Origin of the sequence: Colwellia sp. 12G3 (genome assembly GCF_002836775.1) — a bacterium.
Lineage (GTDB): Bacteria > Pseudomonadota > Gammaproteobacteria > Enterobacterales > Alteromonadaceae > Colwellia.
On sequence record NZ_PJAQ01000017.1, the window covers coordinates 317,279 to 342,901 of the forward strand.

Below are 25,623 nucleotides of genomic sequence, written 5' to 3' on the forward strand. Positions count from 1 at the left end.
ATTGATAACCATAGAGTATCCAATATAAAACACAATGAAATATTACTATTTATAGAATTTATATAGCTAAACGGCTAAGATCAGATCCCTTTAACCAATTTTTTTAAAATAACATGAAATTTTCTACTTCAAACATCACCTTATGTGCTTTATTTATTGCCAGTTCCGCTTTTAATTCAACTTGCCACGCTTTCAATTATGATTTAAACAAACTGACATCGACACAAAACCTGGTCAAAGCTGGAGATAAATATGTCACGCTTCTCGGTCAGCAGGTAAATGTTGGTGAGCAAGCTCCACAGTTTAAAGTGGTTGATAAAAATTTTGCGCCAGTAACATTACAGGATTTCCAAGGACAGACGATACTTATTTCAGTTGTACCAAGTCTAGACACGGGTGTTTGTTCTATTCAAACAAAAAGATTCAATGAAGAAGCAGCAAAACTCCCTGAAAATATTACTATATTAACGATCAGTAATGATCTCCCCTTTGCTCAAAAACGTTTTTGTGATGTTGAAAAGGTGGATGCTATTAAAGTGCTATCTGATTCAGTATGGCGTGATTTTGGGGCTAGTTATGGTTTGTTAATAAAAGATATGGGACTACTTACCCGTGCAATATTTGTTATAGATAACCAAGGTATGATTGTTTACAAAGAGCTTGTTGCTAATATCTCACAGCACCCGAATTATGATAAAGCTTTAGCAAAGGTTAGATATACCGCACCTGTTATTGTGCTCGATGGCGAATCAATTAAAGTGCAAGTAGAAAAAGAAACCGAAAAATAACCCATTATAAATCACAATAAAAACAGAACCTTAACAATACACTAAGATATTATTTCAACTTTATTCTTGAAAAAACAGCAAACAATCCCATCTATAATTGTGTAGTCGCCGTAAGGGACTACACAACAGCCTGTTCATTGTGAAAGGCAGCATTATTTTAACTACAGCACGTTTTCATAGTTTTACTCTAGGCAATATTGTTTTGCTAGGGAATGACTAACCATACGAACGTCTACTTTTAAAATAATAATCATTTTATTGCTATATTTTAGGATAACTTATTATGCGTAACTCTACAGATTTCAGCCCTCTTTATCGTTCATTCATTGGCTTTGACCATTTAGCTGGATTAATTGATAAAGCATCTCAACCTGGCAAACAATCCTCATATCCGCCTTATAACATTGAGTTATTGGCCGAAAATCAATATCGAATTACCATGGCCGTCGCAGGCTTTAGTGAAGAAGATATTGATATTGAATCTAAAGACAACGGTTTAACCATTGTTGGTACTAAACAATCTGCTACCAACCCACAACAAGATGCGAGTAAAAGCCCTCGTCAATTTCTGCATCAAGGCATTGCTGAGCGTAATTTCGAACGAAAATTCCAACTAGGCGAGCACGTTAAAGTCATTGGTGCTTTTATGGAAAATGGTTTGTTGCACGTTGATTTAGAAAGAGAGGTTCCCGAAGCATTAAAACCTCGAAAGATTGCCATTAATGGCAAAAGCTTATTAAATGGAGATTCTTAAGCCTTAATTTTCATTCTGTTTTTCCTTTATGTTTCTCCATTTGTTTTTTTGCCCAGTCTTTGACTGGGCTTTTTTGTTATAAGATGGCTTTGTTGAACAATTTTACTGCCAGAACTTAGAAATCATTAACATCCCCTATTCTTAAAATTCTAGTGAAAACAGTATCTCGGACAAATCAGGTTGCCATTGAAAGTCTTTAAGTTTTATTCTGCAGCCAATCACAACGATCTGCTCATCTTGCAAGTGATGCTTTTGTTTATCGAAATTCTCACTACCGGGTGGGAAAGAAATCTTACCTTGTGAGTTAATGACTCTAAACCAAGGGACTGTTTGTCCGCGCCATCCATCATTAGGCACCTTACCTAAGGCTTTACCAACCATACGAGCCCTACCGGGTAAGCCGGCTAAATCAGCTATTTGTCCATAACAGGCAACCTTACCTTCAGGTATTAACTGTACCGTTTGCCATATTTGTTGGTAGTGCGAATTTAACATGTTTTATAAGTCCAGCTTACTTAGGTTTATACTCAAAAGTATACCCAAGTCTTTAGTGAGCAAGTTTTTAATTATCGAATGAATTACGGTATCATACTAGGATAAGTAAATATAACGCGAGTGGTCAACAGACCCGAGGGAAGAACATGAAAATTTGGGTCGATGCAGACGCCTGTCCAGTGGTGATCAAAGAGATATTATTTAAAGCAGCCGATAGAACGAAAATAGCCATAACTTTAGTAGCAAATCATCATATTCGTATACCACCTTCGCCCTTCATAAGTTTTATGCAAGTGAGTAGTGGCTTTGATGTTGCTGACGATGAAATAGTTAAGCGTATTGATGCAAATGATTTAGTTATCACCAGTGATATTCCATTGGCGGATGAAGTGATAGATAAAGGCGGCATTGCCCTTAGTCCTCGTGGCGAGCTTTATACTAAAGAGAATATTAAATCACGGCTCAATATTCGTGATTTTATGGACACTATGCGCGCTAGTGGCGTGCATACAGGTGGGCCACCAGCGTTAAATCAAACCGATAGACAAAATTTTGCTAATCACCTTGACCGTATTATCACTCAGTTTAAGCAAACTCAATAAGCATATTAATAGCGCTTGGCAATAGGCAGAAACCCAACTGATTATCTGCCTTTCAGCTAGACTACCTAACTCAATTCTTCGCCAACAACAGTGCTTTAATTTCTGCTAGTTCACTTTCTAATCTTTCAATTTGCGCACGACTGGCTGGCTCACCACCATCTCCGCTTTCCCCGTGTTGCTCAGCACGAAATTGATCATGCTCTTGGCTCATCACTTCTAATACAGTACCCACCATCATATTTAAAAAGATAAAGGCGGTTAAAAAGATAAAGGTTAAATAATAAATCCAACTTAGTGGATGAATGGCCATTGTTTCATACATTACATCCGTCCAATCTTCAAAAGTGGCGACACGAAATAAGGTCAACATAGAGATGGACACATCGCCCCATAACACTTCGTTAATCGGACTAAAGTACATACTACCGATTGCGGCATAGATATAAAAAATGACAAACATCAGCAGTGCGATATAGCCCATACGAGGTATCGCTTTGAGTAATGCATTAATCAATAAGCGTAATTCAGGTACCATTGAGACTAAACGTAAAACACGAAATACTCGTAATAATCGAGCGAGTAGTACGCCAGACCCGCCCGATGGAATTAGGCTACCAACAACAATGATGGTATCAAAAATATTCCAACCATTTTTAAAAAAAACTTTCTTCTGAGGGCAAGCTAAAAAACGAATAGAAATTTCGACTGCAAAAAATACCGTTACCACCACATCCATTAAAAGTAAAATAGCGATAGCATTAGCTGATAAATTATGTGTTTTTGCCCCTATCAATAGCGCTGATAATAAAATAACCGCAATAACAATGCCTTGAAAAATTTTACTATTGTCTATTTTTCTTAATTTACGTTGAGCCTTTATAACCAAGCCAGTCATTATCTTATTCCTACTGCGGCATCACTAACATGAGGGTTACTGCGACGTTCTTGTCCAAAGGTACTCATAGGTCCATGACCCGGAATAAAACGGACATCATCGCCTAAATGAAATAAATTGTTTCGGATAGAGTTAATTAACGTTGCATGATCACCGCGCGGAAAGTCAGTGCGACCAATAGAACCACTAAATAGCACATCACCCACTTGGGCAATTTTTGACTCTCGATGAAAAAACACGACATGACCCGGTGTATGACCTGGGCAAAAATATACTTCCATCACTATATTACCAAAGCTAACCGTATCACCCTGATCTAAAAAACGGGTTGGCGTAAACTTGGTCGCATACGAAAAAGACCCACCAAAGCGTTGTTTTTGATCTTCAATACCGTCTATCCAGAACTGATCTGCTTTGTGAGGACCTTCAATCGGCACATCAAAATGTCTCGCAAGTTCGTCAGTAGCTCCTGCATGATCAATATGGGCATGGGTAATCAAAATTGTCTCAAGTGTTAAACCATACTTACTAATGCCAGCTTTGATTTTTTCGATATCCCCACCGGGATCAACTACCGCCGCCTGTTTCGTTTCACTACACCAAAATAAGGTACAGTTTTGCTCAAAAAGAGTTACCGGGATAATTTCATGCTTTAACATATCTTGCTCTTCAATCGTTATTAATTACAAAATGGCCGTATTATATACTTAAGCCACCTAAAGATGCGAGTTTAAGCATACTTAAGGTGGCTTGAGTATACATAATTTTTTTCCTTGTACAGCTAGTGAAAATGTAACAAAAGCAATGAATAATACTTCCCCTAAGCCTCTTAACTCGGTAAGCTTTGCGCAACTAATTTTTAACGACAACTCACTCTTTATGACCACAACTTCTTCTCGTGATTCTTTTCATTCTCGTCTTGGTTTTGTTCTAGCTGCAGCAGGTGCTGCCATAGGTTTAGGTAATATTTGGGGGTTTCCCACTCAAGCTGCAAATAATGGTGGTGGTGCTTTTTTAGTTGTCTATTTAGCCGTAACTTTTTTACTTGCTTTACCTGCCCTTTATGCGGAAATTTATATCGGTAATCAAGCACAAACTAACCCAGTATCTGCTTTAGCTAACGCTTGTGGTAAACGCTTTAAAAAACTAGGCCACTCTGCCGGTATTATAGGTATTATTGGCGCCATGATGATGCTCAGTTTTTATACCATAGTAGCAGGTTGGATGCTGGCCCATGCGCTCGCATCATTAGCAGAATTAGTCGGTTTAATGAATGTATCTCAATGGCTATCTACCTCAAGCACACTGCGTAATGTCATCTTCACTCCTATATTTATCGTACTAGGTGCAGCTATCGTGCATCAAGGTGTCCACAGTGGTATTGAACGTTGGTCCGCGCGATTAATGCCAATGTTATTAGTGATGCTACTAGGTTTAATAATCTATATATTACAACAAGAAGGTGCATCACAAGGGGTGACTCTTTATTTAGTGCCTGATTTTAGCCAAATAACTGAGCCAAAGTTAATCATATCGGCCATGGGACAAGCTTTTTTCTCACTCGCTATTGGTGTGGGGGCTATGATGGCTTATGGGTCTTATATGCCTAAAGGACAAAGTGTCGGTAAGTTGGTACTTTCTATTACTTTACTTGATACTTTTATTGCTTTTGTTGCGGGTTTACTTATTATTCCGGCACTGTTTGTCGCTCAACATAATGGCCAAGAAGTCTTTATCGACGGTCACTTAATTGGTGAAGGTCAACTTATTTTTAATATTTTACCGACACTCTTTAGCTCTATGGGCAGCGTCGGTTTACTGGTATCTTTTGCTTTCTTTGCTTTATTATCGATTGCCGCTCTTACGTCGACTATTTCGTCAACCGAAGTACCAGTTGCTTACCTCATTGAAGATAAAGCCATGACAAGAAAGCGTGCAACTTGGTTAGTCTCTGGGCTAGTTTTTATTGCCAGTATGATACTGATTGCCTTTTTTGAACAATTATTTGGCTTAGTGATACAGCTACTAACCACTATTTTGCAGCCTCTGATGTCCTTGTTTTATTTCATTGTGGTAGGTTGGTTATGGAAACGTGGTAATCAGCTTACCGATATTGCCCAGTTAAACCAACACAGATCATTAAGATTACTTGGCTTTTATTTACGTTTTATCTGTCCAGTTTTATTAGTCGTTGTCTTTGTTAATGTAGCTTTTTAAGCACTTTTTAATTTTTATAATTTTCCAATTAAGAGTAGTGAACAGTTACTCACTACTCTTAATGACAATAAGGTTATCAATACTTAAGGTAAATGGCTGCTATGGTGCCATTTTCCGTTAATTCTTTGATAACCGTATTGACTGAATCCCTAAGTTTTTCATCTTTAAAAGCCATATGTGAATATACGTCAGGCCATAATCTATGGATGATAAAGTCTTTTGCATCTAGTTTCACATCTCTTTTATAATGATTATTAGCTAAGTCATGTAAAAAAATATTAATATCACCAATACGAATATCTTTTTGGCCAGCAACCATCATATAAGTGGTCTCTTTGGGCTGCGGGTGCTCAGTGTATTGAGGGTTAGCCAGTGCCATTTTCTTAAAATCCTCCCCGAGTAAGTCTTTAGCTCCTTGATAGGCAGCAATGGATAAACCTTGTAGATCAGCACTTTTATTAACATTCAGTTTGGCTGATTTTTTGGATACGGCAACATCGGTATATCGAAAGATAGGCGCTGATAAAAAACCATCAAGTTGTGAATCAGAAAATATATTACATGCTACATCGATTCTTTTGCCTGAATTAATTTCATGCAATAACCTATGATTACTCATATAGATAAATTTCACATTATATTCGGGGAGTTTTTTGAATATTGCTTCGGTAATTTCAAGAAACAAACCTTGCTGCGTTTCTTCAACAAAAAAAGGAGGAAAGTTACCCACACCTACTCTTAGGTCTTGTTTAGCCATGACTAAACTTGATGAAAATAATAGCGATACGATAAGTAAGCGGTACAATATTTTAAACATAGTTGAACAGATCTCTAACAAGTGTAATAAACAATTATAAACAAAGTAATTAGTAATGTTACCTATTTTACATTACAGGCATGCATGCATGCATGCAAACTACGACACCACAATAAAATAGCATTTTTTATTATTCACACTTCTCTTCAAGCGATACTAGGGATTTTTTTTCAGCAAGATCCACCTGCTCTATTTTTTCAAAACGGCTAGATATTTTATCTGCTGAGGTATGAATTTGTTTCACATCCGTTGCTGCTTGATCTATATGCTTGGCAAGGCTAGCAAAACGTCCTTTAAAGCGGTTAAAGTCTTGTGCTAAATCGGACAAATGTGCCTGAATAATATGTATTTGATGACGAGTCGCCTCATCTTTAAGCACCGAGCGTGCAGTTGTTAATATCGCCATTAATGTTGTCGGTGATGTCAGCCATACACGTTTCTTATTGGCATATTCAACCAGATCACTTTGATGACCGTGGATTTCGGCAAAAATAGCTTCTGCCGGAATAAACATAATAGCGCCATCGGCTGTTTCGTTATCAATCAGATATTTATCACTAATATCATTAATATGTTTTTTGATATCGATTTTAAACTGGCGCATAGCTGATTTTCGTTCAACCTCATGACTTTCAAAGTCGACCATTTTTCGATAGTTTTCTAACGGAAACTTGGCGTCTACAACAACATTCCCCGTAGGTTTAGGTAAGAAAAGCACACAATCGGCAATTTTACCGTTTGATAACGTATGTTGCAGTTTAAAACTTTGCTCTGGCAATACGTTTCTGATCAGGCTATTTAATTGTACCTCACCAAAAGCTCCCCTTGAGCGCTTATCATTTAGTACTTCTTGCAAGTTCACCACATTGGTAGATAGCTCGGTAATTTTCTTCTGAGCATCATCTATTAAAGCTAACCGCTGCAATATGTCGCTAAAGGTTTTAGTCGTTTTTTCAAAACCTTCAGCCAAGCGTTTTTCTACTTGGCCACTGATCTCTTGTAGGCGTTTATCGGTCGCTTGCGTTAAACCATCAATACGCTTACTCATTTGATCACTACTTTGTGCCAACGTTTTAGCCAATTCTTCTCGATTAGATTGACCCGTGTTATTTAGATGATTAATCACCTGATCTAATGATTGACTTTGTTTGGTGGCGAGCTGAGTTTGCAATTCGTTAATTTGCCTCATGAGTTTAATGCGTAAGTCAGCCATTTGTTGATCTATATTATTCGATAACTGCAATTGTTGCTTATCATGTGCTTGTGATAATTGTTGCTGGTTAATTTGTTGATAATTTTGCTGTAAATGTAATAACTGCTCTGAAAAGTATTTAGTTAGCAGCTCTTTCATACACTCTTCTTGTTCATAATTTTGCGCTAACACAGCACTTTTAATGTTACTTAATCGAAATAATACTCCTATAAGCATTATGAAAAACACTACCGCCAATGTTAGTGCGAGTGGTAAAAGGTGTTCAGGGTCTATGGAAAAGTTCATAATTGATATTACTCTCGAGGAAAATCAGTAAGGTTACTGTGTATTATCACAGTATCTATCAGGTATTAAAACATAACTGCCAATTTTCAACCAGCATTTTAATGAGTTAGCTGCTCAATTCGTTTAGCGCAGGATTTTAGCGCAGGTAAAATCATCGTTAATACTTGTTGTGTCGTTGTTTGCGAAATTTGGGTACTGATACTGAGCGCGCCTATAACTTTTTCTGCCTTGTTTCTTACTGGCACAGATACCGAGGTTAGCCCCAACTCCAACTCCTGTTCTACCAAGGAGTAACCTTGCTGATTTACTCGCAAAATTTCCGCTGTTAATTCAGATTTTTTTGTTAATGTGTGCGGAGTATATTGCTCTATTTTGCATGTTGTTAAAAAGTCATTCAATGCTGCCTTTGTCATATCGGCTAACAGTACTCGACCTAATGAAGTGGCAAATGCAGGTAAGCGAGTACCCACATTCAAGCTGACAGACATAATACGTTTAGTGGTAGCAACACGCTCGACATACACAACATCTTCACCTTCTAATACCGCTGCTGAGCACGACTCATTAAGCTGCTCAACTAACTGCTTCATCAGTGGTTTAGCGTTTTGCCAAACATCTTGTGAAGAAAGGTAGGCAAAGCCTAAATTAAGTATTTTTGCCGTTAACGAAAATAACTTACCTTCTTGCTTGGCATAACCTTCGTTAACTAAGGTCAGCAAAAATCGTCTTGCGGCGGCCCGTGTGAACCCCGTAGCAGTAGCAACTTCAGACAGCGTCATTATGGATCTTTCTTGATTAAAGGCCTCAATAACCGTTAGCCCTTTTACTAATGACTGAACAATCTCTGAAGATTTGATCATAACTTGATCATCATCATGTTTTCCCTGTTCTTGCTTTGACATTCAATAATCTCAAACTTACACTTAATGTTCGACATACTAACAAGTGTTCGCATTGCGCACAACTTGTTTTGAAATTATACCAACGGGATATGAGTAGTACAAAATGATAAATAAAATTGTTGCAAGTTGCGCCACTGCTGTTGCCAATATAAAAGATGGCGATACCGTAATGATTGGCGGCTTTGGCGAAGCCGGTAGTCCGGTTGAATTAATTCACGCGTTAATAGACCACGGCGCCAAAAACTTAACAGTGGTCAATAACAATACGGGTAGTGGCCGTGTAGGTTTAGCTGCGCTTATTGAAAATGGCCAAGTGGCTAAAATGATTTGCTCATATCCTCGCACAGCTAACTCTTTAGTTTTTCCTGAACTATATCGTAGTGGAAAAATTGAACTAGAACTTGTACCACAAGGCACCTTAGCTGAACGCATTCGTGCTGGAGGCGCTGGTATTCCAGCTTTTTTCACTAAAACATCCGTAGGGACGCCACTGGCTGAAGGTAAAGAAATCCGTAATTTTGAAGGTGATGATTATGTAATGGAGCGCGGCTTAAAAGCTGATTTCGCTCTCATTAAAGCCAAACAAGCCGATAGATACGGTAATTTAACCTTTAACAAAACGGCCCGTAACTTTGCGCCAATTATGGCCATGGCAGCAACAACGACTTTAGTACAAACCAATGAGATGGTTGAGCTCGGTGGTATTGACCCTGAAAACGTAGTTACACCCGGTATTTTTGTTAACAGTATTATTGAAATAACCCAGCCACAGCAAGAGTCTCAATTAGTTAAAAATGGCGTAGTTTACCTGCCAATTAAAAGCCAAGGAGCAAAAGCATGAGTACCTTAGCGACAAGCAATCAACATGCAAATAGCCAAGTCGCACAAGTTGGTTGGAACAGAGAACAAATGGCGCACCGCTGTGCACAAGATATTGAAGAGGGTAGCTATGTAAATCTTGGCATAGGGATCCCTGAAAAAGTCGCTCAATATGTACCTGATGGCAGAGAGGTTATCTACCATACTGAAAACGGTTTACTTGGCATGGGGAATTCTCCCAGTGCCGACGAACTCGATCCAGATTTAATCAATGCCGGTAAAAAACCGGTAACCGCTATTCCTGGAGCGGCTTATTTTCATCACGGTGACAGCTTTGCCATGATCCGCGGCAACCATATTGATGTTTGTGTGTTAGGAGCGATGCAAGTCTCTGAGAAAGGGGATTTAGCGAATTGGTCAACCGGCGCTGCTGATGCTATTCCTGCTGTAGGTGGCGCGATGGATTTAGTCGCTGGTGTTAAAACCATCTACATTATTACCCAGCATACCACCAAAACAGGTGATGCTAAGATCTTAGCTGAATGTAGCTTCCCACTGACGGGGCAAAAAGTAGTTAATCGAATATACACTGATTTATGTGTCATTGATGTCACCAACAAGGGTTTAGCACTGATTGAATTAGCACCCGGTATTAGCTTTGATTATGTGCAGGCCCGAACCGGAGTAGAGTTACTTAATGCAACAGAACAACTAGACGCTAAAGGTTTCGATAATTCATCTGTTAATTCGTCAAGAGAGGTTCAGTCATAATGACTAATAAAAGCGAACAATTATTTAGCCAAGCGCTGAAAGTATTACCCGGCGGTGTTAGTCGTAATACCATTTTTAGAAAGCCGTATCCATTTTACGCCGATAAAGGCGAAGGCTGTTATGTTACCGATGTTGAGGGTGTTACTCGCATCGACTTTGCTAATAATATGGCATCATTGATTCATGGTCATGCCTACCCTGCTATTGTTAATGCCGTATCAGCACAACTCGCTAAAGGCAGTTGCTTTACTATGGCGACAGAAGTCGAAATTAATTATGCTCAGCTTTTATGCGACCGAGTACCTAGCTTTGATAAAATTCGCTTCGTTAACTCGGGTACCGAAGCGGTAATGGCGATGTTAAAGGCTGCACGTGCCTACACAGGCAAAGCTAAAATAGCCAAAGTTGAAGGTGCTTACCATGGCGCTTACGATTATGCCGAAGTCAGTCAAACAGCAAACCCAAGTAACTGGGGCGAGCTTGAGAAGCCAAACAGCACACCGGTAGCGGTCGGCACACCACCAAAAGCATTAGAGGATGTGGTGGTCATTCCCTTTAATGATCCTGAGCGAGCCATTAAAATTTTAGATCAATACAAAGATGAGATTGCTTGTGTTTTAGTTGATTTACTGCCTCATCGAGTCGGTTTAATTCCCGCCAGCAATGCCTTTATTAATGCGCTACATAAGTGGACCCGTGATAATAAGTCACTGTTAGTATTCGATGAAGTTATTACCTTTAGAACGAATTACCGTGGTGCTCAGCAAAACTATGATGTTAGCCCTGACTTAACCGCGCTGGGGAAAGTTATTGGAGGTGGTTTCCCCGTAGGTGCCTTAGCCGGTTGTGATGCTGTGATGAAAGTACTTGATCCAACAGAGCCAAAAGTATTATTACCGCACTCAGGTACCTTCTCTGCCAACCCTATTACCATGACAGCAGGCTTAACCGCTATGAAAGATTTTGATCAAGCTGCGGTGACTAAACTTAATGATTTAGCTATTCATGCTAAAGCAGAAATTAACAAAGCGATTAAAGAGGTAGGGATTTCTGCTTGTGTAACGGGTGCAGGCAGTATGTTTAGAATTCACCTTAAGCCCACGCCACCTAAAAACTACCGTGAAGCCTATGTTGATAAAAAAGAAAGTCAATTAATCACGAAACTACTCGACCATTTATTCGATAATGGCATTATGATGATAAACACTTGCTCTGCAACGTTATCAACCGCTATGGGTAAAAAAGAAATAGACCATTTAGTCAGTGCATTAAAAGATGGTTTTGAACTATTAAAATCAGAGATGACTTTGTAACTTTACAAAAGACATTAAATTAAAACTATTAATAAAAGTAGCTTATTGAGCTCAAAGATAATTGAGAAAATTTCTAGGAAATAGCACGGCATTGACGCTAGTCAATAATAAGTGCGTTTGACAACGAAATTATTCCAATAGCGAAGCAGTGAAACCTACAAAGGAAACATAAAATGAGAGACGTTTACATCTGTGATGGAATTAGAACGCCTATTGGTCGTTATGGCGGTTCACTTTCATCAGTACGTGCTGATGACTTAGCCGCCATTCCACTAAAAGCATTAAAAGACAGAAACCCAACATTAGACTTAAATCAAGTGGATGATGTGATTTTAGGTTGTGCTAATCAAGCTGGTGAAGACAATCGCAACGTATCACGTATGGCATTGTTATTAGCGGGTTATCCTACCCAAGTTGCCGGTTGTACCATTAATCGTTTATGTGGCTCAGGCATGAATGCTATTGCGATGGCGAGTAATGCCATTAAAGCCGGCGAAGCAGAGATGTTAATTGCTGGTGGCGTTGAAAGCATGTCGCGTGCACCTATGGTGATGGCAAAAGCTGAAACAGCTTTTTCACGTAACGCTGAATTGTTTGATACCACGTTAGGCTGGCGCTTTGTTAATCAAAAATTACATACCGCTTACGGTACCGATTCAATGCCTGAAACGGCAGAAAATGTCGCCGAACAATTTAACATAAGCCGTGAAGCTCAAGATAAATTTGCGTTTGCTAGTCAAAGCAAAGCCAAAGCAGCACAAGACGATGGCCGATTGGCTGAAGAAATAGTCCCTGTGGTTATCCCACAGCGACGTGGTGACGCAATCATTGTTGAAAAAGATGAGCACTTACGACTTAGTTCGTTAGAAAAACTGGCAACACTCAAAGCACCTTTTAGAGACGGTGGCTCAGTTACTGCCGGTAATACCTCTGGGGTAAACGATGGCGCTGCAGCGGTTATTCTCGCCAGCAAAGAAGCCGCATTAGCCAATGGCTTAACGCCAAAAGCGAAAATATTGGGCTCTGCCGTTATCGGCGTTACTCCAGAAATTATGGGTATTGGGCCAGCACCAGCGAGCGCCAAACTATTAAAACGTTTAGGCCTTAGCATGGATGATATGGATATTATTGAATTCAACGAAGCTTTTGCCGCACAAGCGCTTGCCAGTGCCAGGGAACTTGGACTTAAAGATGATGATGAGCGTTTGAATCCGCAAGGGGGTGCTATTGCACTGGGTCATCCATTAGGTATGAGTGGTACTCGTTTACTCATTACAGCAACTAAACAGCTTGAACGTAGTGGTAAGCGTTATGCGCTCTGCGCCATGTGTGTTGGTGTTGGTCAAGGCATTGCTATGGTCATTGAGAGGTATAGTGAAAAAAATTAAATGACTAAAAGGGGGACTAATTAATAATTAGTCTTCCTTTTTTATCTTTTTTCGCTTTTAGGTTTCAGCTTTAGACTAATATTGGCCTATTTCTTTATTCAGCCAAGCGTTTATCAAATAGGACGAAATTGAATCGCCACTGCTCATTTTATATTGCGGGTTATCAACGCTCGCTGTCACTTCATTACCGTCAGTAGCTGAAATATTAATCGAAGCATTAACGCAAAACAGGCTAAGTTGCTCACGTGAAAACCATTGAGCATCGTCTAAATCATCTTGGCTAATATCAATGCTTTGTGAAGTCGCTACCGCGGTAAAACCTAACATTATTGAAGCAGGAAATGGCCAAGGCTGCGAGGCAATATACTGTGGATTTTCAACCTGTATTGCGGTTTCTTCAACCACCTCTCTAATGACCGCTTGTTCGAGGGTTTCGCCTGGATCGACAAAACCAGCTAGCGTTGAGTACATCCCCTCAGGCCAGCTCGCTTGCCTACCTAATAAACAGCGTGAGATACCATCGGAAAACATTTTTTCTACCAGCATGATCACTGCAGGATCGGTACGCGGAAAGCTCATATTTCGACAATCAGAGCAACGTCTTGCATGTCCTGCTTCAACTGAACGATTACCATGCCCACATTGACCGCAAAATTGATGACTTATATGCCAATGCACCAACCCTTTGGCAAGCGCTAAAATTGAAGCATCAATGGCTGACAAATTAGCGGTAACTTTTCTAAGCCCTTGCCATTGACCCATGTCACCTAATGCTTCCTGAGTGGAGAAGCGTAATTTATTAAAGTCGATGGCAAAAACTGATCTTGTTATAGGTTCAGAGCTATCGATACTATTGGTAAAAGTAAAACATTTACCTAAGTCCCCTTTACCTAAGTAAATGCAACTATCAACATTGACGGTTGGTAATTGTGTTTTACTCAGATAAATTGGCGAAAGAAGCTCTGTTTTATCAAAAAGGCACTGACCATCATTAATAACACAAAACAAAGTACCTTCACGGGTAAACTCACCCGCTAACCAGCGCTTATTCTTTCGTTGGTTAGTACCTCTATCTAACGGCATATTACCATACGCTAATGTCATGATTTGCTTTCTTCCTTAAGTGCTTGTGCCCATTGAGAAGACCAACGTCCTAATGGAGAAATGATCTCAAATAAGTCAATGCCTTGGGGGGATAATTGATAACCAGCGTGCTTCGTTTCAATGAGCGCTAAAGTCTTAAGTTCTTTTAATCGAGTATTTAGCAAGGTAGGCGAAATTTTCTCACAGCGCTGTTGCAACTCTCTAAATGTTGCAGGGCCACTATGTAAATTCCAAATAATGCCTAACGCCCAAGTTCGGCCAAGCAAATCGAGTAATGCCATAATAGGCTTACCAGTTTGTGAACCGCGGACTTGTGATCCAGGAAGTGGTACTGTCATCGTCATGCCTGAAATGATAAAAAACACCATGCTACAATATTTGTAGCATGGTTACTATAACAAACAAAAAATGACATTATGATCAGGCAATAGTTAACTAATGACTTAACTATTTATTTCATTAATGCTAAATTCACTTTCAACTAATTCGACATGATGAATGGGCAAATAAATATCAAACTGACTGCCTTGACCAATCTTCGAACCGACATCAATACGGCCATGGTGTTCTTCAATAATAGACCTGACAATATGTAGCCCTAAGCCGGTCCCTTTGCCAACCGGCTTAGTAGTGAAAAAGGGATCAAAAATACTTTTCAAGTGATCTTGGCTAATACCAGCACCATCATCTTCAAAGCGTATATTAACTTCTTGTTGTTCAATACGTGACGATATATAAATATTACCCTTCTTTTCAATAGCATGAGAAGCATTGACTAGCATATTAATAAATACTTGTAATAATTTTTGTGGAAAACACTCTACATCAACATTTGCGTCTAAGTCTTTCGTTATCTCGACTTTGTATTTAAGTTCATTAGCCACGAGAGTAAGGCTTTTTTCAATTAACTCATCGATAGATATCGTTTCAGTAACGTTATCATCAACATGCGCATAATTACCTAGATCCTTGATAATTTTACTCACCCTTGCCGCTCCCTCCAACGTTGATGTAATTAAGGGTTCAATGTCATCCAATATAAAACCTAAATCTTCTTGTTGATACAGTGCTTGTGCAGCACTATTTTCATCAGAATTTTTCGTTAACTTTATATAAGACATCAGTGGGGTAAAATAGTCACGAAGTACATCTAAGTTACTGCTAATATAACCTACAGGATTATTGATTTCATGAGCAATGCCTGCTGATAGTTGACCAATAGAGGCAAGCTTTTCTGCATTTATTAACTGCTCACTTAATGAAGACAATGCTTTTTGGCTATTTTTCCTTTCATTAATATCAATCAAGGTAATTAAATAATGAACCGCTCCCTTGATAATTATTTCCCTACCTGAAAACTCAATATAGGGCTGTACAAACCTTGGTGCAAGTAACGATTCTTCCATGGTTTTTATCACCATTTCACTATCAAACTGGCCCTCTAAGGTTGCGAATGCGGGTACAAAACTAGATATCGGCTTATCAATGATGTCTACTTTATCACTGAGTAATAATTTTTCTGTTTCTATATTGCATTCTTTAATAAGCCCTTGCTCACTAACAAGCACTATTGCGCAAGGGATAGTATCCATAATGATATTTACTTTGTCATTTGATCTAATAACATTACGTCGCTCTTGTTCAGCTTTATTGCGTTCAATGGTAATGTGCTGAGTAAACTGCTGAATAGCTTCTGATAATTCTTTGAGCTCAGTGGGAACCCTACGTTGTTTAAACTCAACCATCGCTTCTTCATCTATGCGTCCCACAGCTAAAGCGGTAATATTTTCGATCGGTTTGACTATGTATTTACTAAAAAAAATAACGATGAATAAGATAAAAAATAAATACAAGGAAAACACCATAATTGACAAGATAGTAAAGTTGCCTGTCGCTATTTCAGCCTGCTTACTCAATGCGTTATTCTCACGCCGCACTCGTTCAGATAATTGCTCTAAATCACTAATATATTGCGTAGTTATCTGGTCAGATTCAACAACCTTCGTTTGCCAGCGCTTGGTTTCTTGCATTGAAATATGCGACAAGGTATTGACAATCTCATCGTTTGATTCAATACCTGCTATCAATCGCTGACCTAGATGTTGACCATCCATTTTAGCGGTTTGCATCTTAACTAATAGCAGGATTTTTTTAAGTTGTTCCGATTGGCCTTTGATAGCTTTTGCTAAATAGGCTTGTCGATCAGTAAATAGAAAGTCTTGCGTAGTTAGCCAAAGTCTCGACATAGTGAAGGTATGGTTAATCGTTTGAACTAATAAACTTGACTCATAATGAGCACGTGAGATTTTCTCAACTTTTTGATACTGGTGCCAAAGGCTTGCAAAGATAATCACGCCAGACAGTAGTGTGGTTATTGCTAATAGCTGATTATAATTAGAAATTTTCATCATTAATTAGTCATTATTAAATTATTGTAATAAATAGTTTTTATCCTAAACAAAGCTTTCCAACTCGCTTCCCTATAAGATATCGGTTAGTAGTAGAGTTTTCAGTGCATATCTTAAATTACATTAGCTAACTAAAGAGCCTTTTGCACTTTCTCCAATAAGTATTTCTTTGCAGTAACACATCATCACTTAGTGAGCCTACTCAGTCGCTAACAACATAAGAGCCAATATCCCTGCCCTACACGTAAAAAACGGGGGCTAAACCTAAGGAATAAATACGCCTAGTATTAGCTAATGCTTCATTTTGATTTAAACGAGCATTGCCATCTAAACACCACCTGAAGTTCTGAGCGAAGTAGGTATATCAAGGTATAGCAAAATTGCTGAATATAAGGCAATAAATAGTACTAACAAAGGTACATAAATATTAAAAACAACATGTTATGCATTCATTACCTTTAAAATAAGCCTGATACATAACGGCTTAGGAAACGACGGATATTATATTTAGTACAATCTTCCCTGTAGATATTGATGCTGCTAATGAACTCTCTGCATTAAATATCAAATCATTACTCAGGTTATCCTCCAAATTGGCAATGCCTATACTAGGATGAGAAAACTTAGGGTTTTCCATGGCTAACCACCTAATACGCTTGGCAAGTACAATGGCGTCATCAGCACACGTTTCCATAAGCAAAAGAGCAAAAGTATCGTCACTCCATTTGATCAATGGATCTGAATCGCGACGTTTTAACAGTTTTAGTACTTCTACATCTTTACTTTCAGATAATTGTTTGGTGTCAGTTCTTTCTAGTTTTATTAAAAGTAAGCTTAGTGGATGCTGATAGCGCTTTGCTCGTGCAACTTCATAATGTAGCCAAGAGTCGACAAAATAGCTTTTAGTTAAAATACCATCACTTTCAGCGTAAGCTGCAGGCCTCATTCCTCCTTGTTTAAATAAACCTTTGTCTATACGTATAAGTAAGGTTTTTATATTAAAAGGTTTGGTAATGTAATCATCCGCACCGGAAAGTAACCCCTCACTTTCCTCGGCGACTTCACACGTCAGCATAATGATCATGGTCGAGGAAAACCGACTATCGCTCCTTAGAATACGGCATGCTTTTAATCCGTCCATTATCGGCATGCGAATATCCATAAGAATCAAATCAGGTGGGAATTTATTCGCTAGCTCAATGGCTTCTTTACCGTTGGATGCTTCACTAATGGATACACGCTTTTCCTCTCTATTAAATTGACGGTGAATACCTCTTTTCAACGTTTGTCTAACACCTTCTTCATCATCAACTATGAGGATATTTTTTTCTCTCAACATATGATCTCCTTACTAACTCAGCATAATTTTAAAAAATACCAATAGGTTTTGGCCTATAAATTAAAATAGAATAAACGCTGAGTAATAGTTTAGTAGCAATTGATATACCAAGACATAAAATTTCTAACTTACTTTATTTAAACTTCCTTAGATACTTACTTAGTAAGTACATTAGCTACCTTGGTTTTATTAAAATAAGTAAATTCGGCGGGAGCTAGCATATTTTGAACTTGATACTATTTTGCAAAGTGCGATGCAAAGTAATACTAAAATGACAATCAGTAGACTTTATGATTTAAAGTGAAACTAGTTAAGGAATAGTATGCATAAAAAAGCCAGCATTAAGCTGGCTTCAAGGGAGTTGATAAAAGGAGTAAGCGCTAAATCCTTACGCCTTCAATATGTAAAGCCATTTCAACATGTGTTGACGCTGGACCTAAGTTATAAGTAATACCGTAATCGGCTAATTTTAAGCTGGTGGTTCCTGAGAAGCCGGCACGATGCCCCCCCCAAGGATCCTGTCCTTCACCAATTTTGACTACCGGGAACGAAATGGTTTGAGTGACACCTTTTAAAGTGAATTCCCCGGTAACAACAGCGTTTTCATCATCACTGAATTTAATACTATTGCTAGTGAAAGTAGCCTTGGGAAAACTACTCACATTTAAAAAATCTTTACTTTTAAGATGCTTATCACGTTCTGCATGGTTAGAATCAATACTTTTAGTCTCTATTTCAATACTAATTTTCGCACTGTTTGGTGACTTATCATCATAAGAAAAATTACCATCAAAAGTATTAAAACGCCCTAATAACCAGCTATAACCTAGATGTTTAATTTTAAATTGAACAAAGGCATGTGCCCCCTTCACATCTACTTTGTAATCAGCGGCCTGTGCCGTGCTAATTGATAAAGTGGCCAATACTGAACTGGCTAATAAACTGGTTGCTAGAGCAGTGGTAATTAATGTTTTTTTCATGTGATGTTCCTTGTTTATTCTCTAATGAAGAGGAATTAAGAGTTAGGTTAGTTGTGAATGTAATAGGCAAATTATTGATTTATTTTATTTTATTTTATTTTATTCTATTTAGTATTAATACTTAATGACTTTGTCGCTAATACGTTGAGCATTCTTACTAAAGTATTATTTTTATTAATAAAGTGATGTTTAAGTGCAGCCATTGCATGACCAGAACTGAGTAAAATTAACGTCCATGCTAAAATTTCATGAATATTACCGGTAATATCTTCTTGGTTAGCAAAACTTATTGGCAATGCAGGTATCGATATTAAGCCGAACACATCAATCGCTCTGCCATCTGCAGTAGAGATTAAGTAGCCACTTAGCATTAAAATTGTCATCAAGACATACAATGCAAGGTGGGCATAGTGCGCAGCTTTAATCTCAACTTTACTTGCCGACTCATCCGAAATTTTTGGCGTGATATTGATTACACGCCAGACAATTCTTAACATCAACACAACGAATAGCGTCATACCAATATTTTTATGTAAATCTAACGAGCCTTTATACCAAGCATCATAATAAGTTAGCTCAACCATATATAGTCCTAAGCCAAATAAAGAAAATATACTTATCGCCATAAGCCAATGAAGTGCTATGGCAACAAGGCCATAACTATCTTCAGTATTCTTTAACATTTTTATTTCCCTCGTCTTGCCATGTTAGCTATTTGTGTAACAACAAAATTGCTTATCAAATTATTGAAACGACTATAGCGAAAGAACACCTATTAAAATATAGTAATAAATGCGAAACTGTTGTGCATATATGCACAACTCATTACGATTAATGTAACAAAAATAGTAGAGTAAATGATGAAATATACTTCTTGGGATGATTATAAAATAGCGTATCAAGTGGCTATTGATGGCAGTTTAAGCCAAGCAGGTATATCTCTTCAAATAAACCATGCCACCGTATTAAGACGCATAAACCAATTGGAGCAAGCGCTTGAAGTAAAGTTATTTATTCGTCACCAGCGAGGCTATAAGCTTACCGATGCAGGCTGTGTGTTAATGGATGAAATGCCTGAAATGCTGGCAAAGTTTTCTAGCTTAGAAAATAAACTTCAAAATGTTGAAGGTGATATTAGCGGTGAATTTAGGATCACCACAGTGAGTTCGTTCTCACCTGCAATAACACCAACATTAAAAGACTTTAGAGCTAAATACCCCAAAATTCGCCTTAAACTTATTTCTACTGATGACATTATACCGCTCGACTCAGGTGCTGCCCACGTATCATTACGAGCGGGTCCCAGCCCTGTTGGTGTTGATCTGGTCGTTAAAAATTTAACACGATTAACAACCGCTTATTATGCTACGCAAGGTTATATTGATGAATTTGGTCAGCCAAAAAACATCAGTGAATTTAATGATCATCAATGGGTATTACCAACACCTGAGAAATACCGTATTCCCTTTGTTAATTACATTGTTGATAAAATTGATAAAAATAGAATAGTTTTTCAAAGTAATCACTTCCCTGATATTACTGAAGCGGTTCTTGCCGGCATGGGAATTGGCCCTTTGGGTGAGTACCAAGCAGATTTAAACCCATCAATGGTTAAAATCGACTTAGACATCCCAAAAAAGAATGAGTCAATCTGGTTTGTTTATCATAAAGATCTAAAACACAGCGCTCGTATTCAGTGTTTTTATCAATTTTTAAAAGAGGCACTGTTATACCAATCGGACTAATTTATTGAACCGTTCGGCATTAGGCTCGTCGGTAATTAGGTAATCGCTTTTAAGTAGACTAGCATGATGGATAACAAGCATTTCTACAAAGTAGATTTTTCACTCATCATTATTACACTAACAAAAAGTTGCAAAAATGTTACCATTTATATTTTTTGATGTTAAAGTTAATCTATAACAAGCATTTAAAAATAAAATCTATTAGAATTTCATGTCTAAATCACATGATATATATATGTCTGTGTTTACCTTTTCGTTGCTATATACTAAGGATTAATGGTGCGTTTTTATGCTTAAACTCAATATAAAAACGCGCATTCTCACGTTTGTAGTACTTTTTCAGATTATTGCCTACGGTACTATCCAATTATTTAATAACCTCAATTACAAAAACGAGTTAACTCGATTAAAAAACAATGAAATTCAGCAAACATTTATTGCTACCATTGACAAAATAAATAATGTAACCCTATTACTCGAAAGAAACGCCACTAATTTAGCCATCACTGCAGAACACCTATACGCCCTAAGGCAAGAAAAACAGCTCTCGGTTGAACAGTTAACCGTTGCAGCTAAGCAAATACTGATCAAAAACTTCACGTCTATCCCTGAGGCCATTGGCGGTGGTATATGGTTTGAACCTTATCTTATTGACCCATCGATAAAATATTTTGGCCCTTATGCATTTCAAGGAAAAAAAGAGGTTGAGTTTACTTGGCAGTTAAATACTGAGAAATATAATTATCACAACCAAGATTGGTATATTATGGCCTCGGAAAAAACTTTTCACCAAGAAAAGTCAAGCGCTAGAGAGCTATTGTGGACACCGCCCTATATTGATGATGCAGGTACCCATTCATTAATGATGACAGTTGATGCTGTGATGTATGATGAACAAAAAGAAATGATCGGCATGACAACCGTAGACTGGTCTTTAACTGAGCTAACCACCTTATTATCTAAAGTAAAAATATCTGAAAACTCTTATCCTTTTTTCATTCACAAAGCATCAAAACAATTCCTTAGTTACCCCAAAGCCCCTACATTAGTGATGCAACAAGCCGATCAGTTTGGTTGGGGCAAGCAAGTACTCAGTAACAACAAAATAAATAAACTAACGACCCTAAATAACATATCCATTGAGGGGATTAACTACAATATCTATTTTCATGGTACCGATGGTGGTTTTATTTTTGGTTCTTTAAGCCCTGTTACTGATTTAGAGAAACACATCGACAGTGTTGCTAACATTACCCTACTTGTAGGGACAAGCATCTGCCTATTTTTTATTATGCTACTGATTATTTTTATGCATGTACTATTTTCTCCTTTTGATAAGGTACTCTCCTTAATTAAAAACTCAATTACTTACAGATCTGACAACGAAAAAACGGTTGAAATTCAGCATATATCTTATTTAGAAGATAATGAGTTTACCCCTATAGTGCATGCTCTTGATGAGGTCTATGAACAAGTACGGAGTTATATTGAGCAAATAACAGTAAACAATGCTCAACTTGTTCAATCAAAATCAGAAATTGATACCTTAAATAACGAGCTGGAAGAAAAAGTGTTGTTAAGAACAGAGCAGTTAGAAGCAAAAACACAACAAGCGCTAGACTCTTTGACCCAATTAAAAAGTACCCAACAGCAACTTATTGAACAAGAAAAACATGCGTCATTAGGACGTTTAGTCGCTGGCGTTGCCCATGAAATAAATACGCCATTGGGTATTAGCATTACAGCGGCATCTTATATGAGAGATATAAACGAAGAAATTTTTCAACAAATTGAAAATGGCTTACTAAAAAAATCTGAATTAACTAAACAACATCTAAAGATTGTAGAAAGCGCAGACCTATTAGAAAGAAGTCTTAAACGAACCTCTGACTTGGTGACCAGTTTTAAACAAGTTGCCGTTGATCAATCATCAGAAGAATTTAAACAGTTTAATTTATTTGACTATATCACCAAAGTTTCTCGGTCATTACAGCCAAGGGTCGAGCAAGCAAAGCATAAACTCGTGATAAATTGCCCTGACACTGATATTGATATTTATTCAATTCCAGGTGTTATTATCCAAGTGATCACCAATTTAGTTGAAAACTCACTTATTCATGCATTTTCTGATGCTGAGTCGGGTTTAATCACCATTGAATTGTTAAAACATGAACAAAATATAGCGCTAATTATCTCGGATAATGGCATTGGTATGCCTCCTAAGGTAGTTGACTCTATGTTTGACCCCTTCTTCACTACATCAAGACGTACTGGGGCGATAGGATTAGGTATGCATATTGTCTATAACCTGATCACGCAGCAACTGCGTGGGGTAGTAAGTTGTAAAAGCTGCTTAGGCGAAGGAACAATAATCACAATTACCTTGCCTAGACAAAACAATTAAAGTGTATGGTTTATTTTATCCCTAAAGCCACTGGCCTCTCTTCAATTATTAGCCAAATAGAGTATGGCTTTTATTTTTAAAGCGCTGCCATTTTTTTACTAGTATTAACAAACTGACTTGCCGTTAAAGACAAGACGGCAAATACTGCGCCGGCATAAAAAACTAACGAATGATCATATAACCAAATTAAACCAAAGGTCGCAGGAATAACAACCGCGGCAATGTGATTAATACTAAAGCTTACCCCGGCACTTGAAGCAATATCTTTTGGATCCGCTATTTTTTGAAAATAGGTTTTCAACGCAATAGCCATAGCAAAAAACAAATGGTCAATCACATAAAGCACCGCAGCTACATTCGCAGATTCAACCAGTGCATAACCGACAAAGACAGTAATTAAACCTAAATACTCTAAAGTTAACGCTTTACGCTCCCCTACTTTGGCAATCCAAACACCAATCTTAGGCGCTAAAAAGAAGTTAATAACATGATTAATCATATACAACACTGTGATTTGCTGAACACTGTAGCCAAATTTTTCAACCATCAAAAAACCAGCAAAAACAACAAATATTTGTCGACGCGCCCCCGCTAAAAAGGTCAGCAAGTAATACAAACTATACCGTTTTCTTAATATGATTTTTTTGTGTTGTGCGTGTTCCATAGGGAACTTAGGCATAGCAAACGCCAGCCATAGCGTTAGTAGTAAACCACTTAAACCAAAAAATAAATACATCACTTGATAGTTAGCTGAAAAAACACTAAATCCTAACCAAATTAAACCATAACATAGCAGTGATGCCGCTGACTTAATTGACATTAACTGACCAAGCTTTGCAGCTGCTTCATCTTTTTTGAACCATTGTAAGCTTAATGAGGTATTTAAGGTTTCGTAATAATGAAAGCCTATAGACATTAAAACAGTTGTCGCATAAAGCCCGTAAATACTGGGGAATAGCCCTGTAATAGCAACGCCAATGGATAATAGACACAAAGAAATCAACGCAAATACTTGCTCGGTAAACACCAATAACACAAAAATCGCCGTAAACGCTAAGAAACCGGGGATTTCTCTTAAAGACTGCAACATGCCTATTTCAGCACCGGTAAAAGCCGCTTGCTCAATAACAAAATTATTGAGCATAGCCATCCATCCGGCAAAAGTAACGGACATGATAATACTGGCAACTGCTAGGAAAACAAAAGGTGTATGCCATTTATTACCTTGTGCCACTATAAGTGACGTCGCATTTTTTGTGCTTGCTTGTGGTGTCGTTGCATTGTCCATACTGATCTATTGCCTTAAATAACTAACACTAAGTTACTAACACTTGGTAATTTACACTAGACAATTCATTCTAGATAATTGAGTTGAGTTACTAAGTGCCAAATAAATGATAGCTCTGCAAGCACTCTTATGAAGATCAGCTTGTGTCGCTAAAGTAGCCATTATATGATGATTTCAACATGACCCATAGCGACAATTATGACAGATAGTTTATCAAATCAGACAAAATCAGTGTGGCATCAACAAAGTCCTAGTCGGCTGTACTCAAAACTACCTCGGTCGGTATTACCTTTGTCAGCAGAATTTAAACCCATGACTCAGATTATTAGCCATTCTCATCCATGGTCACAGCTTTCTTATTCTTGTGTTGGCGTTATGCATATTGAAACCGATACCGGTATTTTTGTTATTCCACCTGAGCAAGCACTTTGGCTACCTCCTGGTATGGCGCATCAACATTTTTGTAAAAATAAAGTCAGCTATCGCAGCTTATATATCGCCCCTGAATTAAGTGAAATATTAGGTAACCAAGTACGACCACTCACGGTTGACCCTTTATTAAAATCATTGATATTAGAGATATCAAATTGGCCAGAAGATTACGTCGAAACAGAGGAAAAACAACGTTTTATTCTGGTATTATTAGACCGCTTAGCAATGGCAAAAAGCAACGAGCTTTTTATGCCTACTATTCAAGATAAAAGACTATTACCGATCATTGAAACCCTAAACCAAGAGCCAAGCAATAAATTCACTGTAGAGCAATGGGCACTGAAAGTCGGCGCATCAAGTCGTACCCTAAATCGATTATTTAATCAAAATTACGGCATGGGCTTTAGTCGATGGAAACAAAAACTGAGAATATTAAAGTCGTTAGAATTACTTAATAGCAATTCACAATTGGCAGATATTGCCTTTGAATTAGGTTATGAATCAACGTCTGCGTTTATCACCGCCTTTAAAAAGCACTTAGGTTGCTCGCCTAAAAAATACCTTGTTAAATAACACTGCATCTTGTTTTGAAGCAAAATAATAGGATAAACGTTGAGGGTATAATTAACGTGATTTTTTGACTTTTTAACCATGCTTGGAAAAG

General features: G+C 37.9%; 24 protein-coding genes. 11 read left to right on the plus strand and 13 right to left on the minus strand.

Going from position 1 to position 25,623, the window contains the following annotated elements; all coding sequences use genetic code 11:
• Positions 1 to 113 precede the first annotated feature (113 nt).
• Positions 114 to 788 (plus strand): thiol peroxidase, encoded by a 675-nt coding sequence (gene tpx, locus CXF71_RS06885; RefSeq protein WP_101232210.1) that lies wholly within the window; start codon positions 114 to 116, stop codon positions 786 to 788.
• Between the two features lie 283 nt (positions 789 to 1,071).
• Positions 1,072 to 1,542, plus strand: coding sequence for an Hsp20 family protein (locus CXF71_RS06890; protein WP_101232211.1), 471 nt, complete (start codon positions 1,072 to 1,074; stop codon positions 1,540 to 1,542).
• Positions 1,543 to 1,683: 141 nt separating this feature from the next.
• On the opposite strand, the gene CXF71_RS06895 is transcribed toward CXF71_RS06890, so the two are convergent.
• Positions 1,684 to 2,037, minus strand: coding sequence for an MGMT family protein (locus CXF71_RS06895; RefSeq protein WP_101232212.1), 354 nt, complete (start codon positions 2,035 to 2,037; stop codon positions 1,684 to 1,686).
• A gap of 146 nt (positions 2,038 to 2,183) precedes the next feature.
• On the opposite strand from CXF71_RS06895, the gene CXF71_RS06900 reads away from it, so the two are divergent.
• Positions 2,184 to 2,639 (plus strand): YaiI/YqxD family protein, encoded by a 456-nt coding sequence (locus CXF71_RS06900; RefSeq protein WP_101232213.1) that lies wholly within the window; start codon positions 2,184 to 2,186, stop codon positions 2,637 to 2,639.
• 70 nt (positions 2,640 to 2,709) lie between these two features.
• Here CXF71_RS06900 and CXF71_RS06905 read toward each other — a convergent pair whose 3' ends face one another.
• Together CXF71_RS06905 and CXF71_RS06910 are read right to left on the minus strand one after the other, a co-directional pair.
• The gene (locus tag CXF71_RS06905; RefSeq protein ID WP_101232214.1) at positions 2,710 to 3,534 is read right to left on the minus strand and encodes an ion transporter; all 825 of its coding nucleotides are present in this window, start codon (positions 3,532 to 3,534) and stop codon (positions 2,710 to 2,712) included.
• Positions 3,534 to 4,193, minus strand: coding sequence for an MBL fold metallo-hydrolase (locus CXF71_RS06910; protein ID WP_101232215.1), 660 nt, complete (start codon positions 4,191 to 4,193; stop codon positions 3,534 to 3,536). Before CXF71_RS06910 ends, CXF71_RS06905 begins: the two co-directional genes overlap by 1 nt.
• A 220-nt stretch (positions 4,194 to 4,413) precedes the next feature.
• Here CXF71_RS06910 and CXF71_RS06915 point away from each other — a divergent pair, with 220 nt between their 5' ends.
• Positions 4,414 to 5,751 (plus strand): sodium-dependent transporter, encoded by a 1,338-nt coding sequence (locus CXF71_RS06915; RefSeq protein WP_101232416.1) that lies wholly within the window; start codon positions 4,414 to 4,416, stop codon positions 5,749 to 5,751.
• A gap of 76 nt (positions 5,752 to 5,827) precedes the next feature.
• On the opposite strand, the gene CXF71_RS06920 is transcribed toward CXF71_RS06915, so the two are convergent.
• From CXF71_RS06920 to CXF71_RS06930, 3 genes are all read right to left on the minus strand, one after another.
• Entirely contained in the window at positions 5,828 to 6,568 is a 741-nt protein-coding gene (locus tag CXF71_RS06920) for a substrate-binding periplasmic protein (protein ID WP_101232216.1), read from the minus strand.
• 130 nt (positions 6,569 to 6,698) lie between these two features.
• On the minus strand, positions 6,699 to 8,066 hold the full coding sequence (locus CXF71_RS06925) for a DNA recombination protein RmuC (protein ID WP_101232217.1): 1,368 nt from the start codon (positions 8,064 to 8,066) through the stop codon (positions 6,699 to 6,701).
• 98 nt (positions 8,067 to 8,164) lie between these two features.
• A complete protein-coding gene (locus CXF71_RS06930; RefSeq protein WP_101232218.1) occupies positions 8,165 to 8,968 on the minus strand; it encodes an IclR family transcriptional regulator domain-containing protein in 804 nt (267 codons plus the stop codon).
• A 103-nt stretch (positions 8,969 to 9,071) separates the two neighbouring features.
• Here CXF71_RS06930 and CXF71_RS06935 point away from each other — a divergent pair, with 103 nt between their 5' ends.
• The 4 genes from CXF71_RS06935 to pcaF all read left to right on the plus strand — a co-directional run bounded on the left by CXF71_RS06935 (position 9,072) and on the right by pcaF (position 13,259).
• Positions 9,072 to 9,809 carry a 3-oxoacid CoA-transferase subunit A gene (locus CXF71_RS06935; RefSeq protein ID WP_101232219.1) on the plus strand — a complete coding sequence of 246 codons (738 nt, stop codon included), beginning with the start codon at positions 9,072 to 9,074 and terminating at the stop codon, positions 9,807 to 9,809.
• Positions 9,806 to 10,558 (plus strand): 3-oxoacid CoA-transferase subunit B, encoded by a 753-nt coding sequence (locus tag CXF71_RS06940; RefSeq protein ID WP_101232220.1) that lies wholly within the window; start codon positions 9,806 to 9,808, stop codon positions 10,556 to 10,558. The genes CXF71_RS06935 and CXF71_RS06940 overlap by 4 nt, the downstream gene beginning before the upstream one ends.
• Complete coding sequence (locus tag CXF71_RS06945) at positions 10,558 to 11,871, plus strand: aspartate aminotransferase family protein (RefSeq protein WP_101232221.1); 1,314 nt, start codon at positions 10,558 to 10,560, stop codon at positions 11,869 to 11,871. The genes CXF71_RS06940 and CXF71_RS06945 overlap by 1 nt, the downstream gene beginning before the upstream one ends.
• A gap of 173 nt (positions 11,872 to 12,044) precedes the next feature.
• Positions 12,045 to 13,259 carry a 3-oxoadipyl-CoA thiolase gene (gene pcaF, locus CXF71_RS06950; protein WP_101232222.1) on the plus strand — a complete coding sequence of 405 codons (1,215 nt, stop codon included), beginning with the start codon at positions 12,045 to 12,047 and terminating at the stop codon, positions 13,257 to 13,259.
• A 75-nt stretch (positions 13,260 to 13,334) separates the two neighbouring features.
• Here pcaF and nudC read toward each other — a convergent pair whose 3' ends face one another.
• The 6 genes from nudC to CXF71_RS06980 all read right to left on the minus strand — a co-directional run bounded on the left by nudC (position 13,335) and on the right by CXF71_RS06980 (position 19,773).
• Positions 13,335 to 14,363, minus strand: coding sequence for an NAD(+) diphosphatase (gene nudC, locus CXF71_RS06955; protein ID WP_101232223.1), 1,029 nt, complete (start codon positions 14,361 to 14,363; stop codon positions 13,335 to 13,337).
• Complete coding sequence (locus CXF71_RS06960) at positions 14,360 to 14,701, minus strand: winged helix-turn-helix transcriptional regulator (RefSeq protein WP_101232224.1); 342 nt, start codon at positions 14,699 to 14,701, stop codon at positions 14,360 to 14,362. The genes nudC and CXF71_RS06960 overlap by 4 nt, the downstream gene beginning before the upstream one ends.
• Positions 14,702 to 14,806: 105 nt before the next feature.
• Complete coding sequence (locus CXF71_RS06965) at positions 14,807 to 16,774, minus strand: sensor histidine kinase (RefSeq protein WP_101232225.1); 1,968 nt, start codon at positions 16,772 to 16,774, stop codon at positions 14,807 to 14,809.
• 481 nt (positions 16,775 to 17,255) lie between these two features.
• Entirely contained in the window at positions 17,256 to 18,110 is an 855-nt protein-coding gene (locus CXF71_RS06970; protein WP_101232226.1) for a response regulator, read from the minus strand.
• 380 nt (positions 18,111 to 18,490) lie between these two features.
• Entirely contained in the window at positions 18,491 to 19,090 is a 600-nt protein-coding gene (locus CXF71_RS06975; protein WP_101232227.1) for a YceI family protein, read from the minus strand.
• A gap of 104 nt (positions 19,091 to 19,194) precedes the next feature.
• On the minus strand, positions 19,195 to 19,773 hold the full coding sequence (locus CXF71_RS06980; RefSeq protein WP_101232228.1) for a cytochrome b: 579 nt from the start codon (positions 19,771 to 19,773) through the stop codon (positions 19,195 to 19,197).
• A gap of 177 nt (positions 19,774 to 19,950) precedes the next feature.
• Between CXF71_RS06980 and CXF71_RS06985 the strand changes: the two genes are divergently transcribed.
• Positions 19,951 to 20,835 (plus strand): LysR family transcriptional regulator, encoded by an 885-nt coding sequence (locus CXF71_RS06985; RefSeq protein WP_101232417.1) that lies wholly within the window; start codon positions 19,951 to 19,953, stop codon positions 20,833 to 20,835.
• Between the two features lie 289 nt (positions 20,836 to 21,124).
• On the plus strand, positions 21,125 to 23,239 hold the full coding sequence (locus CXF71_RS06990) for a sensor histidine kinase (RefSeq protein WP_101232229.1): 2,115 nt from the start codon (positions 21,125 to 21,127) through the stop codon (positions 23,237 to 23,239).
• 76 nt (positions 23,240 to 23,315) lie between these two features.
• On the opposite strand, the gene CXF71_RS06995 is transcribed toward CXF71_RS06990, so the two are convergent.
• Entirely contained in the window at positions 23,316 to 24,527 is a 1,212-nt protein-coding gene (locus tag CXF71_RS06995; RefSeq protein ID WP_101232230.1) for an MFS transporter, read from the minus strand.
• A 198-nt stretch (positions 24,528 to 24,725) separates the two neighbouring features.
• Here CXF71_RS06995 and CXF71_RS07000 point away from each other — a divergent pair, with 198 nt between their 5' ends.
• Positions 24,726 to 25,532: an AraC family transcriptional regulator gene (locus CXF71_RS07000; protein WP_101232231.1), complete on the plus strand. Its 807-nt coding sequence runs from the start codon at positions 24,726 to 24,728 to the stop codon at positions 25,530 to 25,532.
• Positions 25,533 to 25,623 lie beyond the last annotated feature (91 nt).